The sequence below is a fragment of the Paenibacillus sp. RS8 genome (assembly GCF_041956825.1).
Classification (GTDB): domain Bacteria; phylum Bacillota; class Bacilli; order Paenibacillales; family Paenibacillaceae; genus Paenibacillus_AQ.
Genome location: NZ_CP168131.1, coordinates 6,634,937 through 6,649,488, shown reverse-complemented (window position 1 = coordinate 6,649,488; position 14,552 = coordinate 6,634,937). Strand labels below are relative to the sequence as shown.

The window sequence follows — 14,552 nt, the reverse complement described above, 5'->3', positions numbered from 1 at the left end:
CGGTCCCTATGGATGGAGACTACGATGATTTTATGCAAAACTGAACGAAGTCGGCGCAGAGAACATGGAATGGGAATCTATTGACTGGTTAAAGTGAGAATATCGCTGTTCACTGGCAAGGGTTATTAAATAGGAAAACCGCGATTCTTCCATTACTGGAGAGTCGAGGTTTTCGGTCATGGCTGCTTCAGCGCTCAAGTCCTCTGTTCAGCTTTTTTGTATGTCAGTAGGAGGATTTCTCATCTGCCTGTTTTTATTTTGCAGACCTAATCTCATCTTGCAAAGTTATAGTACTTCCAAGGGCGATGGCTTCATCGACCGCGAATGACAGTCTGATATCTGTTAAGGCATCCGCTAATGAGTAGGCTGAAGTTCCCGTGTGCAGGAAGCGGGACATATTCAATAAGGCTTGTCCTATCCCAATCTCTTCATCAGAAAGGGGAGAGGGATGAAATGGGTTCTGAAATAGACTAAGCTGTCCTGCACGCAATTCATGCAAGGAGAGACTTTCTAGACTTCCTTCCTGTCCGCCTTGAATTCGACTAATGTTCATATACTCGGTCTCTTCGGTTCCCAGGCGGCGGATAATCTCATTATCTCGAATTTCGCCATGTGATCCGCGGATGAGCACCCGGTTGGTACGGAGAGGTGAGAAATATTGGGAGCGAGTGAAGTCAAGCACAGCGCTTTTGCCGGATGGGAACACCATAATTGCGATATCCTGCTGCTCTGTCTTCAGGTCATCTTCGGCCTCCCTCCCCCTATAAGAGAAGTCCATGATTGGAACCTCTAGCCGGCGGGCTGTGATTTCACAGGCTGTGCCAGTGATCGAGAGCCATTTACGGATCAGGCTGATTCCATGATACCCATGCGCTACAGAGACTTGAACATGACCTACCTCGCCCAAATGTCCGGTTTGAATATAGGCGGTTCTTGCCTGATGGTGAGGCAGCAGCGGATATTGCTCGGCTACTTGAATTAAATTGAAATCAATGGCGCTGGATCGAAGCAGTTCAAATTCAGCCGGCGTAGAGGCGGTGGGTGTTTCGGCCAACACAGGTATTTGCAGCGCTGCAAGCTCCAACAGCAGTGAGGAGGCAGCGCTCTTGGATACCGCCAGGACCACAAAATCACTCTCGGCCGCAAGACGTTCCATCGAGCTGTACACGGTCAGGTTCCATTTGTCGATCAGTTGCTGGTATTTAGCAGGGTTGCGAATTAATACACCGCTTACTTGAAATTGCTGTGGAAGCAGGTGAGCCAGTTTCAGATACATTTCCGCCCGCCAGCCACTTCCGATTATGCCAAAACGAATAGGTCTATTCATCTTTAAAGTACACCTCAAATGGTTGATTTGTATGTAAGCACCTTTGTAAGCACAGGCATCAGTTTTCTTTTATTATTGTATATAAAAAAAGATAGAGTACATAGGATTATGTATAATGTGAAACTATTACTTTTTGTTGTCTTTAGTTAAGCTATCTTATGCATTTACATACAAAGGAGCGATTATCCAATAGCCGGATGATCGCTCCTTTGTATAAGCTGGAACTAATCAAGACTACGGCTGTAAGCAAGAACATTTTCTTTTTCATTAGTTAACTCCCTCTCTATTATAGTTCATCACTGGGACGAAGAATTAAGAGTTTGTTTTATGATTGTCCAATATAACCTGGGTACAGTGTTTTTTACTAAGTTCCATAGAAACGAGGAAATATGTTTGTCCTGCTGTTTATTTGCCCCTCTGTTTTTGGGTTATTTGTACGTAAAATACCGAAATGTACCTATCATGGTAATCCATATTCAATTATGATCTTCCCGAAAGAAAGCGCTATCAAAGTAATTTTGACCACATTTCAAGAGGGGGTAAGGATGATTTGAAGCGAATGGGAAAAAGGTTAGGTATGAGTCTGCTAGTATTCATTATTGCAGCAGCACAATTCGGGTTTACAGGTACGAAAGGGAATGTAGCACTAGCGGCGGAGAAGAGCATGGCTCAAAAGCCGTATATGGGCTGGAGCAGTTACAGTATGCAGGTATATGACGGTGAAGGGAACTGGACATCGGCGGAGAGTGTCAAGAAGCAATCGGACGCGATGCATGAGAAGCTGCAAGCCCACGGGTATGAATATATTAATATTGATGCGGGCTGGAATGGCGATATGGATGAATACGGGAGACCTATTCCTAGTGAGATCCTTTATCCAAACGGATTTCAGGAGGTTATCGACTATGTCCATAATAATGGACAGAAGATCGGGATCTATCTGATCCCGGGAGTATCTATCGATGCGTATAACCGCAATCTTGAGGTGTATGGGACAGGCGGGGAATGTCGTATTCAGGATATTACGGCCAAGCCACTTACCATTATGGATTATTGGAATTCCTACACTTATAAAATAGATTTCACGAATCCATGTGCCCAGAAGTATGTGGATTCCATTGCAGATATGCTTGGCGAGTGGGGGATCGATTTCGTTAAATTCGACAGCGTAACCCCTGGGTCTGGGATTGACAACTTGAGCCGGGATGCACGCGGCGATGTAGCAGCATGGTCCAAGGCTTTGGATAGAAATAATATTTGGTTTGAGCTGTCCTGGGCACTCGACCATAATTACGTAGAATTCTGGAAAAAATATGCTAACGGCTGGCGAATTGATTGGGATGTTGAATCTTATGACGGCAGTGGGTTAACAGCATGGCCGAGTATTTCTCGTTTATTCCCTAAAGCAGCACTCTGGTGGCGGGATGCGGGCCCTGGCGGCTGGAACGATTTCGATTCCCTGAATGTAGGTAACGGCTCCATGGATGGTCTGACCAAGGATGAGCGGAAGACCGCGATGACGTTCTGGTCAATATCTTCCGTACCGCTTTATACAGGGAATGACATGACACGGCTGGACAGCTATGGACTAGAACTGCTTACCAATGATGAGGTAATTGCGGTAAATCAGGCCGGACGTCCTGGTCATCCGGTATCTATGGACACACAGCAGCAGGTTTGGTTTGCCAATAATGGAGATGGGACTTACAGCGTAGCTCTGTTCAATCTGGGTAGTCGGGCTGCGGAGGTTAAAGTCAAATGGAGTGATCTCGGCCTTGAGGGTCCGGCTTCGGTACGCGACTTATGGAGTCATTCCGAGCTGGGAACCTTTGAAAAAGAATTTAGCGGAGGTATCCTTGAACCCCATGCCTCCCGCATGCTTAAAGTAACAGCGCTAAGCGGCACATCGGCTGTTAATAATGATGATACAGGGATGCGATACAGCGGAGATTGGAAGCGGAATGGAGGCAAGGAGCTGCTAGAAGGGAAGCAGGATCTAAGCATTACGATTAAGGATTCTTCGGCTGCTGCTTCCAGTAATCCTCAAGAGGATGCTCTGAACTCCGTGGCTGACCCTGCTGCAAATGCAGCTTCGGCAAGCCGTACAACCGTTACTGATGTGGTTTATATTAATGATAATGACAGCGGGATTAAATACAACGGGACATGGCAGGTAAGCTCATCCCGAGAACATGCGGATTACAATAACGATGTGCATTATACCGAGAATAACGGCGATTCTTTTGAGTACACCTTTACGGGAACGGGCATTGAGCTGCTGACAGAAAAGCATGAATCTCAAGGAGACATGATTGTTACATTGGACGATGGGGCTGCACAGACTGTAAATGCGTATACAAGTGGACCGAGAGAGGTACAACAATCCCTTTATAGTGTATCGGGACTTACTAATAGTCCTCACACGCTTAAGGTGAGCAAGGGCTCGGGAAATTATATGCTGCTCGACGCGCTGAAAGTGACAACAGAAAGTCCGGCCGGGGGTCATAACAGTTCTATCACTCCGACATCCGCTGGTTTTGACAAAGCAACGGAACAACAGAAGGATGTCACAGTCACGCTTAATCTGCATGGCAATACGCTGAGTGGTATTGAAAATAATGGAGTGGCACTCCATGAAGACGATTATACGGTGACTAATGATAAATTGACCATCAAGAAGGAATATCTTGCGCAGCAATCTGCTGGCTTGGCAAGTCTGAACATTATCTTTAGCGCCGGAGATCCACAGACACTAGCGATTCACATTAGCGATTCTACAGGCATCCGTTATGTGATGGTTAATAACGACGATCCGTCAATCAAATATAACGGTAATTGGTCCCGCAGTAGTGGAAGAGGAATGGGCGACTATAATGATGATGTGCACTATGCGGAGCAGAACGGTGATTCTTTTGAATACACCTTCAGAGGAACAGGAATTCAGCTGTTCACAGAGGTAGACGAATCACAAGGGGATATGGATATCTATGTAGACGATCAATTCAAGGGAACGGTAAGCGCTTATCGAAACGGGCGATTGTCACAGCAGATTCTGTATAGTATCTCAGGCCTTACAGATGGACAGCACACACTCAAGGCTGTGAAAAAATCGGGCAGATTTATGCTGCTTGACATGCTTAAGGTAGAGATTCCAAATATGATTAATCCGATCGCAGCGAGCTTTGATAAATCACCATCTGCTCAGCAAGATATTGAGATTACACTTTTACAACAGCCGGATAGCTTCATAGGCATTACGAACGGATCACATCATCTTGTTCCTGGAACCGATTATACGGTAGCTGGTGACCGTGTTACACTGAACAAATCTTATCTCGCAGCACAACCAGTGGGAAAGCTGAACCTCAGCTTTGCTATTGGCGGCGATTATCTCAATGATGTGCATTCAACGACTGTGGACGGTGATTCCTTTGAATATACCTTCAAGGGCACTGGAATTCGCATGATCACACCTACGGGTCCAGATCAAGGGGATGTAGATATTTATGTGAACGGACAATGGATTCAGACCGTGAATGCTTATAGTCAGAATCGACTGACACAACAGGAGATTTACAGTATTTCTGGTTTGCCAAACGGCTTACACACGCTTAAAGCTGTGAAGAAATCAGGTAATCTCATGCTGACGGATCAGCTGAAATTCACAGTTACAACCAGTGATGGTGGAACGAACCCTACAGAACCTCCAACACCAACGCCGACAGCAACACCGACACCGACACCGACACCGGCTGATGGAGGCGGTTCGTCTATTCCAGTTCAGCCTTCATCCACACCTACCCCTTCTCCGACGCTAACTCCGGCACCTGGAAAGGATGGACAGGATGATGCCGAGACAATGCGGCATTCGGCATATATCAACGGCTATCCGGGAGGATTTTTCAAACCCGATGCGCCTATTACCCGTGCTGAGATGGCAACTATCCTAGCGAAGGTTGCTGAGAAAGATGCCACTGGATCTGGGGTAATATTCAGTGATGTACCTTCCAGCTATTGGGGTGCAGATGCCATCGCCAAAGTAGCAAAGATGGGACTAATGAACGGTTACATCGATGGTACTTTTAAACCTAATCAACTCTTGACGCGTGCAGAAATGGCCAGTTTGGCGGCCATGCTGAGCCCGAATTCTACAACATCGGGGAGCGGCTTCTCTGACATCACAGGTCACTGGGCGCAGGCGGCGATAAAGAAAGCCCAAGAGATAGGCATAATGAACGGTTACAGTGACGGAACGTTCCGACCTAATTCCAAGCTTACCCGTGCGGAAGCCGTTACAGCTATCAACAGAGTTTTGGGCAGGGGCCCGTTAATTGGTATCACACAGCCAGGTTGGAACGATGTTCCAGTCTCCCACTGGGCCTTCGGGGATATAGAGGAGGCTTCGACCGACCATGTCTCGAAGCCTAGTACACAAGGCGGAGAACAGTGGACGGAATAATTTGAATGAAGAATTAACAGAGGGGCCTTTTTTGGCCCCTTTTTTCTGAATTTTACGAGACAAAGAAAAAGAAGGGAAGATCAGCATGAATATTCTAATCACCGGAGCAAGTGGATTTATCGGAACGGCTTTGGTCAAGTATTTAGCGGATAAACATACAGTGATCTGTCTGTCTCGCCAAGCCCCGGAAGGGTCCTTTGTGTATGTTCAGGGTTCTTTTGATTCGGTGGAGGATTTGGGTGGACTGGACTCGTATGAGATACAGGCGGTTATTCATCTCGCTGCTGTTACTGGAGGCTCTACTGAAGAGCAAAGCCTTGCTGTTAATGTACTAGGAACAAGGAGGCTGTATCGATATCTGCTTGACCGTGGTTGCCGAAAGTTCATCACAGCGAGCTCCATTGCCGTGGTGGGTGGACTCACCGAGGATTTTATTCCGCTTGAGCTGCCTATCCCAGATGATCATCCCTGTTTGGCAGCGGATGCTTATGGGCTGAGCAAGGGGATGGTCGAGGAGTTGACCCGGTATTTTCACCGCAGTCATAAAGATGCCGACTTTATTAATCTTCGCTTTGGAGCTGTAGCTTCCCCAGGCTGGACCCCTCCTGTTTTGGAACTCGGATCCAAACCAACGCTCCCGTTCATCACACTGGGTCATGTTCATGCTGAGGATGTGGTGGAGGGAATTACTGCAGCACTGGAGTCTCCACTTAAGCCGGGGGTAAGAACCTTAAATCTGGTTGGGCCGGATTCTAGCAGCAGCCTGCCGGTGGCAGATGTGATTACCCCGTGGATAGGGGTTGGCTTCAATTTGGATTATTATCATTTTCCGGGTCAAGAATATAAGTCTTTGTATGCTATGGATCGTTTCAAGGAGGAATTCGGTTTTGTGCCTTCACGCTCTACCAGCCTTACAATGGATACAATTTAGAGGGGGTAACACACCGGAAAGAGAAAAAATCCGATTGGTTAATAAAAGCTGTGATAACGGTGAATATCGCTGCTTTTTATCCAATTCTGAAAGTTTTAACATCTGCAAAATTGGGTTTGAACACTTGACTATTGAGTGAAATGTTTTAATCTATGGTAATGATAGCGCTATCGAAATGATATTAGGGGAGGGGTCACTACGCTTAAATATTCCAATATCTTTCGTAAATTCTTAATCTCCTACGTAGTCATTTTGGTTATTCCCAGCATCGGCGGATATATGTCCTATCTGACTTCGATTTCTGTGACAGAGTCTATCTCTATTGAGAACGGGGTCACCCAGCTCCAGAAAAGTCAGGAAATATTGGAGCGCCGCATGGCGGAAGTAGAAGGGTTTACCAGGCAATTGGCAGTCAACCAGGAGCTAAACGTTCTGATGAATGAAAGAGATAATGAGACGAACGTGTACGGCATTTGGAGAACAATGCGGAATGTCCTGACTTTCGGTCAGACGAATGATTTTTTGCAAAACTATTATATTTACCTCGCCAATTATAATCTTATTCTTACCCCAGGTTCTTCTTACCGTCCGGAACATTACTACTCTAATTTCAACTATAAGGATCTTTCGCTACAGGATTGGACCAAAGAAGTGCTTGAGAAAACCCACCGCAGTGAAATCAAGCCACTTAGTGACTATGTTAGCAGGGGCATGCAGACCTCCGTTATTACCTATATGCAATCACTCCCTTTGGATAGTTTCAACGATTCCTCACCAGCTGTCGCAGTAGTGATCATAGACGAGAAAGTCATTTCTAGTCTGTTATCCGGTCTAACTGAGCGATATGGAGGCTGGGTTCATATCAGTGATGCTAAAGGCAACACGATTGTCCTGCAGGGAAGTGATGAGCAGAAAATGGCTCATATGACCGCTGATTCGGATTTTGATCAAAACAAGGTTAGTCAGTTTTATGAAGATGATCTAGTGATCACGACTCGCTCCGATTCGAACGGCTGGGTGTACCAGACAGGGATTCCCCGGCCTATTTTGATGGAGAATGCTAACAAGATCAAGCAAATGTCTATTCAAATTACAGGAGGGACATTAATTATCGGCTTGATAGTCGGACTAATACTGGCTTACCGTAACAGTGCTCCAATCAACCATATGCTTAGCGTCATGAAGGAGCAGTTTGGCAAGGAAGAGGCCTCTACCAAGAATGAATTTGACTTCTTAAGCGGGAATATCGCTAATATGATCACCAAGAACAAGCTGCTGGAAACCGAACTTAATCGTCAGCTTCCGTTGGTCAGGGATGCATTCCTGAAGCGGCTACTAGCAGGTGAATTCAAAACGCATGATGAGATTCTCACTGCTGCCGAGCAGGTGGGGATCAGCTTGCAACAGAACTCTGGGTATGTAGGAATTGTTCAGATTAACGGCTATGCCGGTATGGACAGCGTTGAGATTCTTAATGAGCTGAATGCTTCCCGTTTACTGCTGAAGCAGTCCCTATCGGATCTCGGAGTGGATGTCCTAATGACGGATATGGGCTCCGACAAAGTGGTAACTCTGTTTTTCTCCAAGGAAGAAGAGACCAATAAAGCGTATGAAGCGGAAAATATCACTCAAATTCTAGAGAATCTAGCACAGTATGTTTTTAACGAGTACCGGATTACTACTCAGGCGGGCTTCGGTGATCTTTTCACAGAGATAACAGAGGTTAGTCTTTCCTTTGACCAAGCCAAGCAAGCTCTGGAATATGCCGTCTACATGAATAAAAAAGGAATTGTATGGAGCAGCGAAGCCCAAAATGAGAATACGACCTACTATTATCCACTGGATACAGAGCAACGTCTGATCAGTACCATTCGAGCTGGAGAACTAGAAGAAGCTAAACGGATTGTCCGTGCGATCGTCGCCCAGAACATGGAACAGCGTGAATTATCCATGGAAATGAAGCAACAGCTTGTTGGTGAAATAAAAGGGACGTTTCTTAAGCTTCTGGATCAAAAGGCTTTTACAGAATACCCGGACATCGAGAGTGTGAAGCGGAGGGTCATAGACATTGGTTCATCGGAACGACTCGAAATGATTCAGACCGAATTTTTTGTCATTATGGAAGAGCTGTGCGGACTTATTGCAAATAAAAAGAAGGATATTCATATTCAGATTATTAAGCAGATCAAGGAATATACCGTAGAGAATTATTCGGATACAGAGCTGAGTCTGTACCGGGTAGCTGAACAGGTGGAACGGCCTGAGAAATACATTTCTCAATTGTTTAAAGAGGTTACCGGTGTTAATTTCTCTGATTATTTGATAAAAGTCAGAATGGATCAGGCTGTGATTTTGCTCAAAGATAGTCGGTATACGGTTGACGAGATTTCCTTGCGGGTCGGTTACAACAGTTCACACTCTTTCAGACGAGCATTTAAAAGGTTAATCGGCGTTTCACCGAGCGCTTATAGACAGTCTATTGATGAATAAAGAGTTGTTTGGTGAAAAATAAGTTTTAGAATGATCCACTAAAGAAGCAGCGGCGTACCAAGACTTTATAAATAAAGTCTTAGACTGCCGCTGTTGTCGTTCAACTAACGTTTCCCGTTAGCTTTGGGGATCGCCGACGGTCTATGCATCACCAATCTCCGATATACGTGTCTACTTTACTTTATTTAATAAGTTTGTCACCATTCTGGTCAATGTCCCTTGATCGACGAAAGGAGCAAGACTTGCCAGCAGATCTGGGCTAAGATGTTCAGCTTCGACTCCACCAATCAACTTCTCGAGATTCTCCCTGTCCAGAAAAGGTGCGAGGCCTATAATCTGGTCCGCATCGATAGTACTGTCTGCAACCCGGTCTACCAAGCGGCTTAATGTTTCTCTGCTAATAAAGGGTGCTAGTCCTTGAACGGAATGCCAGCTCAAGCTGCCCTCTTCTGCTTGTTGTACCAACCGATCTATATGTTCTCTTTTAAGAAATGGGGCAATCCCAACAAGATTGTGCACTTCTAAAGAACCGTCAATCGATTTATCAACCAGTCGGCTTAATGTGTCGCTGCTGACGAACGGAGCGAGTCCAGTAATAGTATTCCACACAATTTCGCCTTCCTCTGCCTGACGAACCAGTTCATCCAATGTATCTGTTCCAAGGAACGGAGCCAGCCGCATGATCACATCTAACTTAAGGACGCTGCTGTCTAATCGTTCTGTAACTTTATGCAGAGCGCTTGCTTTTACAAACGGTGCTACTTCTACAAGCTCCTCCATCTCCGCCTCTCCGGTTTTGACCATCTCTGCAACCTGTTCCGGCCTGTTCTCTGCGATCTCCTCAACGATCGTTCCTAGGTGCGGGTGCTCCCGATTTTCTGTATTGTCTCCTGCATTTAAAATGTCGTCTACCGTTTTGCCGAATAACCTCGCAAACTTCGGAAGCGTTCCGATATCCGGTAGCGAGTCGCCCCGTTCCCATTTCGATACCGCTTGATGACTTACATTCAGTTGATCGGCAAGTTCCAATTGGGTCAAATCCTGGTCTTTGCGAAGCTTCGAAATATAAGCTCCAATTTTACGCAAGTCGAGCATTGTATACCTCCAATAAAACAAAATGTACAGTGCGCACTGTCAAAAACAGCATAGCATTTCTGCAAATGCAATCCTATCAAGCGTTGGTTGAATGGTCTCATGCGCTTTATTCAACTGCCGGTAGAATTGTCCAGATTGAAAGACTTTTGTCACTTTCATGTATAGGTTTTTTTCTACAAATCATTTCGATTATCCTGCCAGTTCGTAATCTAAAGTCAACCAGTTCTTTCTGCTTGATGACATGCTTCTGGACTGCGTCCTTTGCTACTTCTTGAAGCAACTGTGCATTACCTAAGTCTTAAAGGAGCTGTACATTATTATTAATCCGCTCATCTCAAATCTTGAAACTATAGCTGGTATAGCTTGTATCTGCATTCCTTCCTTCAGGGTGATGCAGTCTTTTTTTGAGTCCGAACCCTAATTCCGGAAAAATGGCCGTTCTACAGCTATTTTGTTCTCCTTGAATAGGGTTATTTGTACGTTGAAATACCAAAGTGTACCTTTCCTTTAGGGTTAAATGTCAATTATGATCAACTCGTAGAAAGCGCTATCATAAACTACTGGCGGTTGCTTAGGGGGGGATTGTTCTGGAGAAAGAAATAGTATTACACCACAAGTCGTTACCGCGGCGTAAAGGCTCTGTATTTTTACAAAATGCTCGTAGAAGTATGAAAAAGCACTGGCAGCTACATTTGCTCGTGATTCCACCTTTGCTATTTTTCCTCATCTTTAAGTACTATCCAATGCTGAACGCGGTTCTAGCCTTCAAGGACTACAATGTCATTAAAGGAATTTGGGGAAGTCCATGGGTTGGATTTCATAATTTCCGTTTATTTTTTGATAATCCACAGTTTTGGACGCTGCTTAAGAACACCATCATGCTTAGTGGTTACCTGCTGCTGGCGGGATTTCCGATCCCAATTATCCTTGCCCTCATGATTAATGAATTGCGCGGGGGGAGGTTCAAAAAGTTCGTTCAACTGGTCTCTTTTGCACCTTATTTCATCTCGACGGTGGTCATGGTGTCCATTATCATGCTATTTATGGCACCTCGCCTTGGATTTGCGAACATCGCTCTCAATTTCTTCGGCCTAGAGTCGATCAATTTCCTTGGAGAACCGGGAATGTTTCGTTCGATTTATGTCTGGTCCGATATTTGGCAGACCGCGGGCTACAGTGCCGTTATTTATTTAGCAGCGCTAGCCGGTATAGATCCAACGCTTTATGAGGCAGCCAAAGTTGACGGCGCTTCGCGGTTTCAGAAAATTCGTTATATTGATCTGCCAGGTATTGTGCCTACCATCGTCATCATCCTGATTTTGAATGTTGGGAATGTCATGGCTATTGGCTTTGAAAAGGTCTATCTACTGCAGAACCCGCTCAATCTGGCGAACTCCGAGATCATTGCCACTTATGTCTACCGGGTCGGTTTGCTGAATGCCAATTATAGCTTTGCCACTGCGGTTGGTCTATTCAACTCGGTAATCAACCTTATTTTGTTGCTTACGGTGAATGGCTTGGCTAAACGCATCACAAACAACAGCATCTGGTAGGAAAGGAGCAACCACATGGCAGCAGTTCAACAAAAAATTAAAGAATCAACCGGTGACAAGCTATTTCTGACCACTATTTATATCCTACTCAGCCTCGTGGTCATCGCGGTAATTTATCCGTTAATTTTTATCATCAGCAGCTCGATTAGCAGCCCGGCTGCTGTAACCTCCGGCCGTGTCTGGCTCTGGCCTGTAGATATTTCCTTCAAAGGCTTTAAGGTTCTGTTAAATACTCCGGAGATCCTTACAGGCTACGGAAATTCTATTTTTTATACAGCCGCAGGAACTTTCATCAGTGTTGTGCTGACGATCATGATCGCGTACCCTTTATCTCGCAGAGGTTTTTTCGGACGCAATACTCTGATGATGATCATCACCTTTACTATGATTTTCAGCGGAGGGTTGATCCCGACCTACATGGTTGTGAAGGAACTACATTTGATTGATACCCGCTGGGCTTTGCTGATTCCGAACGCGATTTGGGTGTGGCAGGTCATTATTGCCCGGTCATTCTTTCAATCCTCCATTCCGGAGGAACTGCTGGAAGCCAGCGAAATCGACGGGTGCAGTGATATGCGGTTTGTCTGGAGCGTTGTCATTCCGTTATCGAAGCCCATTATCGCGGTGTTAGTTCTCATGTATGCGGTGGGCCAGTGGAATGCATATTTTGACGCTTTAATTTACTTAAAATCAGCGGATTTGTTCCCACTTCAGCTTGTCTTACGCAGCATTATCATCCAGAACAACAGTGCAGGCACTATGGATGCGATGAAAATGGTGGAACGGCAGCAGCTTGCTGAGCTCCTCAAATATGCACTCATAGTTATAGCCACTCTGCCTGTACTCGTTATTTATCCGTTTGTTCAGCGTTATTTTGTCCAAGGGATGCTGGTCGGTTCAGTCAAAGGTTAATTCACAGCTTCAGGATCTGGAGAGGGGGAGAGGCACGCAGTAAAATGCCAAAAAGATATTGTACCTGCCTAAATTATAAAAGGGAGTGATCGGAATTGAAGAAAAGTATGATGACTTTGTCTTTGGTGCTGCTATTAATTCTTACGGTGGTGTTAAGCGGATGTGCTAATAAAAATACAGATAACACATCCTCCGCACCTGCAGAGACGGGTAACTCGGAATCAGCAAGCAAACCGGTGGAAATCAGCGTGTTCTCGGTTCAGGAATCCGGGATCGACGTTCCAACCAATAAATTTACGAAATTTGTGGAAGACAAATTCAATATTAAATTCAAATGGGAGATCAACCCCTCAGACGGAGCGAAGGAAAAGCGCCAAATCTCACTGGCGAGTGGCGATTACCCGGATGCTTATCTGCTCACTCACTACATCGATCAGTTCTCACAGGCAGATCTTCTGAAGTATGGCAAACAAGGCGTACTGATTCCATTGAACGATCTAATTGATAAATATGCTCCTAATATTAAAGCGGCTATGGAAAAAAACGATAATTTGAGAACTCTTAACACTGCGCCGGATGGTAATATCTATGGACTTGTTGCTTACACAGAGTGCTTTCACTGCTCCTATCCGAGCAAAATGTGGCTCAACACCGAGTGGCTGAAGAAGCTGAATCTGGAAATGCCGAAGACAACCGAAGAATTCAAAAAAGTGCTAGAAGCTTTCAAAACTCAAGACCCGAACGGTAATGGAAAAGCAGATGAAGTGCCGCTGAGCGGCTCGATTGAGGAGTTTGGCGTGCGGATTGTACCCTTCCTGATGAATGCCTTTGTATACGATGATGACCGCAATTATCTGAACATGGCAGATGGAAAAGTTCAATCGGCGGCTGTCACACCGGAGTGGAAGGAAGGCTTGACCTATATCAAATCTCTGTTTGATGCAGGTTTGATTGATCCAGGAGCATTCACACAGAACGCGGAGGCCTTCAAGAAAATCGGAGAAAATGCCGATGCGGAAATTCTGGGCGCTGGTGCGGGCATGCACCCTGCGATTTTCGTTAATATTGATCCAGGCAATAGAAGCTCGGCACACTACAACCCTGTACCACCAATTAGCGGTCCGGAAGGTATCTCCTATGCGACTCATGATGCAGGCGGCGTATCCCCAGGAGCAAAATTTGTAATCACCAACAAAGCGAGCGAGGAAGCACAGATCGCTTTAATTAAAATGGTAGACTACATGTTTACTTCTGAAGGACAGACCAATGGTGGAAGCGGCATGAAGGGCATAGACTGGACGGATCCAGTAGAAGGCGATGTAGCGCTAGACAAAGACGTTAAACCAGTCATCAAGACCATTCCTATGGCTGAAGGCGAAGCGCCGCGCAATGCGGGCTGGAGTGGTATGGGTCACTTCTATATGCCAAAAGAGTACCGTGACACCTTCGTTCAAGGTACGGATATTTACGATTCATCAAGCTATGAACGCAGATTGTATGATGCAACTCTGTTGTATGCGGGACATGAGCCTAAAGAATTATTCCCGATCTGGTCGATTTGGATTGATCCAAGCGAAATTGATGAAGCGAGCTTACTGCAAACCAACATCAAAAATTACATTGAGCAAAATCAGCTTCAATTCATTACAGGCAACAAGGATCTGAGCAAGGATTGGGATGCTTATATAAAAGGTTTGAAAGACCTGAAGCTGGATCGTTACCTCGAAATCTTGCAAAAGGCTAATGAAACTTCTAAAAAATAAAATATTGAAATCAGAATCAGGT

The 14,552-nt window shown here is 45.4% G+C and carries 8 protein-coding genes; 6 read left to right on the top strand and 2 right to left on the bottom strand.

Annotated elements, in window-relative coordinates:
• Nucleotides 1-253 precede the first annotated feature (253 nt).
• On the bottom strand, nucleotides 254-1,327 hold the full coding sequence (locus tag ACDZ28_RS31135; RefSeq protein ID WP_375103599.1) for a Gfo/Idh/MocA family protein: 1,074 nt from the start codon (nucleotides 1,325-1,327) through the stop codon (nucleotides 254-256).
• A gap of 559 nt (nucleotides 1,328-1,886) precedes the next feature.
• On the opposite strand from ACDZ28_RS31135, the gene ACDZ28_RS31130 reads away from it, so the two are divergent.
• The 3 genes from ACDZ28_RS31130 to ACDZ28_RS31120 all read left to right on the top strand — a co-directional run bounded on the left by ACDZ28_RS31130 (nucleotide 1,887) and on the right by ACDZ28_RS31120 (nucleotide 9,207).
• Nucleotides 1,887-5,786: a X2-like carbohydrate binding domain-containing protein gene (locus ACDZ28_RS31130; RefSeq protein ID WP_375105446.1), complete on the top strand. Its 3,900-nt coding sequence runs from the start codon at nucleotides 1,887-1,889 to the stop codon at nucleotides 5,784-5,786.
• 85 nt (nucleotides 5,787-5,871) lie between these two features.
• The gene (locus ACDZ28_RS31125; RefSeq protein WP_375103598.1) at nucleotides 5,872-6,717 is read left to right on the top strand and encodes an NAD-dependent epimerase/dehydratase family protein; all 846 of its coding nucleotides are present in this window, start codon (nucleotides 5,872-5,874) and stop codon (nucleotides 6,715-6,717) included.
• Nucleotides 6,718-6,969: 252 nt separating this feature from the next.
• Entirely contained in the window at nucleotides 6,970-9,207 is a 2,238-nt protein-coding gene (locus tag ACDZ28_RS31120) for a helix-turn-helix domain-containing protein (RefSeq protein ID WP_375103597.1), read from the top strand.
• 171 nt (nucleotides 9,208-9,378) lie between these two features.
• Here ACDZ28_RS31120 and ACDZ28_RS31115 read toward each other — a convergent pair whose 3' ends face one another.
• Nucleotides 9,379-10,302, bottom strand: coding sequence for a helix-turn-helix transcriptional regulator (locus ACDZ28_RS31115; RefSeq protein WP_375103596.1), 924 nt, complete (start codon nucleotides 10,300-10,302; stop codon nucleotides 9,379-9,381).
• Nucleotides 10,303-10,970: 668 nt separating this feature from the next.
• Between ACDZ28_RS31115 and ACDZ28_RS31110 the strand changes: the two genes are divergently transcribed.
• The 3 genes from ACDZ28_RS31110 (at nucleotide 10,971) to ACDZ28_RS31100 (ending at nucleotide 14,530) form a co-directional block, all read left to right on the top strand.
• The gene (locus tag ACDZ28_RS31110) at nucleotides 10,971-11,855 is read left to right on the top strand and encodes a sugar ABC transporter permease (RefSeq protein WP_143759569.1); all 885 of its coding nucleotides are present in this window, start codon (nucleotides 10,971-10,973) and stop codon (nucleotides 11,853-11,855) included.
• Nucleotides 11,856-11,870: 15 nt separating this feature from the next.
• Nucleotides 11,871-12,767, top strand: coding sequence for a carbohydrate ABC transporter permease (locus tag ACDZ28_RS31105; protein ID WP_375103595.1), 897 nt, complete (start codon nucleotides 11,871-11,873; stop codon nucleotides 12,765-12,767).
• 107 nt (nucleotides 12,768-12,874) lie between these two features.
• Nucleotides 12,875-14,530, top strand: a complete 1,656-nt coding sequence (locus tag ACDZ28_RS31100) for an extracellular solute-binding protein (protein WP_375105445.1) — start codon at nucleotides 12,875-12,877, stop codon at nucleotides 14,528-14,530.
• The last annotated feature ends 22 nt before the right edge of the window (nucleotides 14,531-14,552 follow it).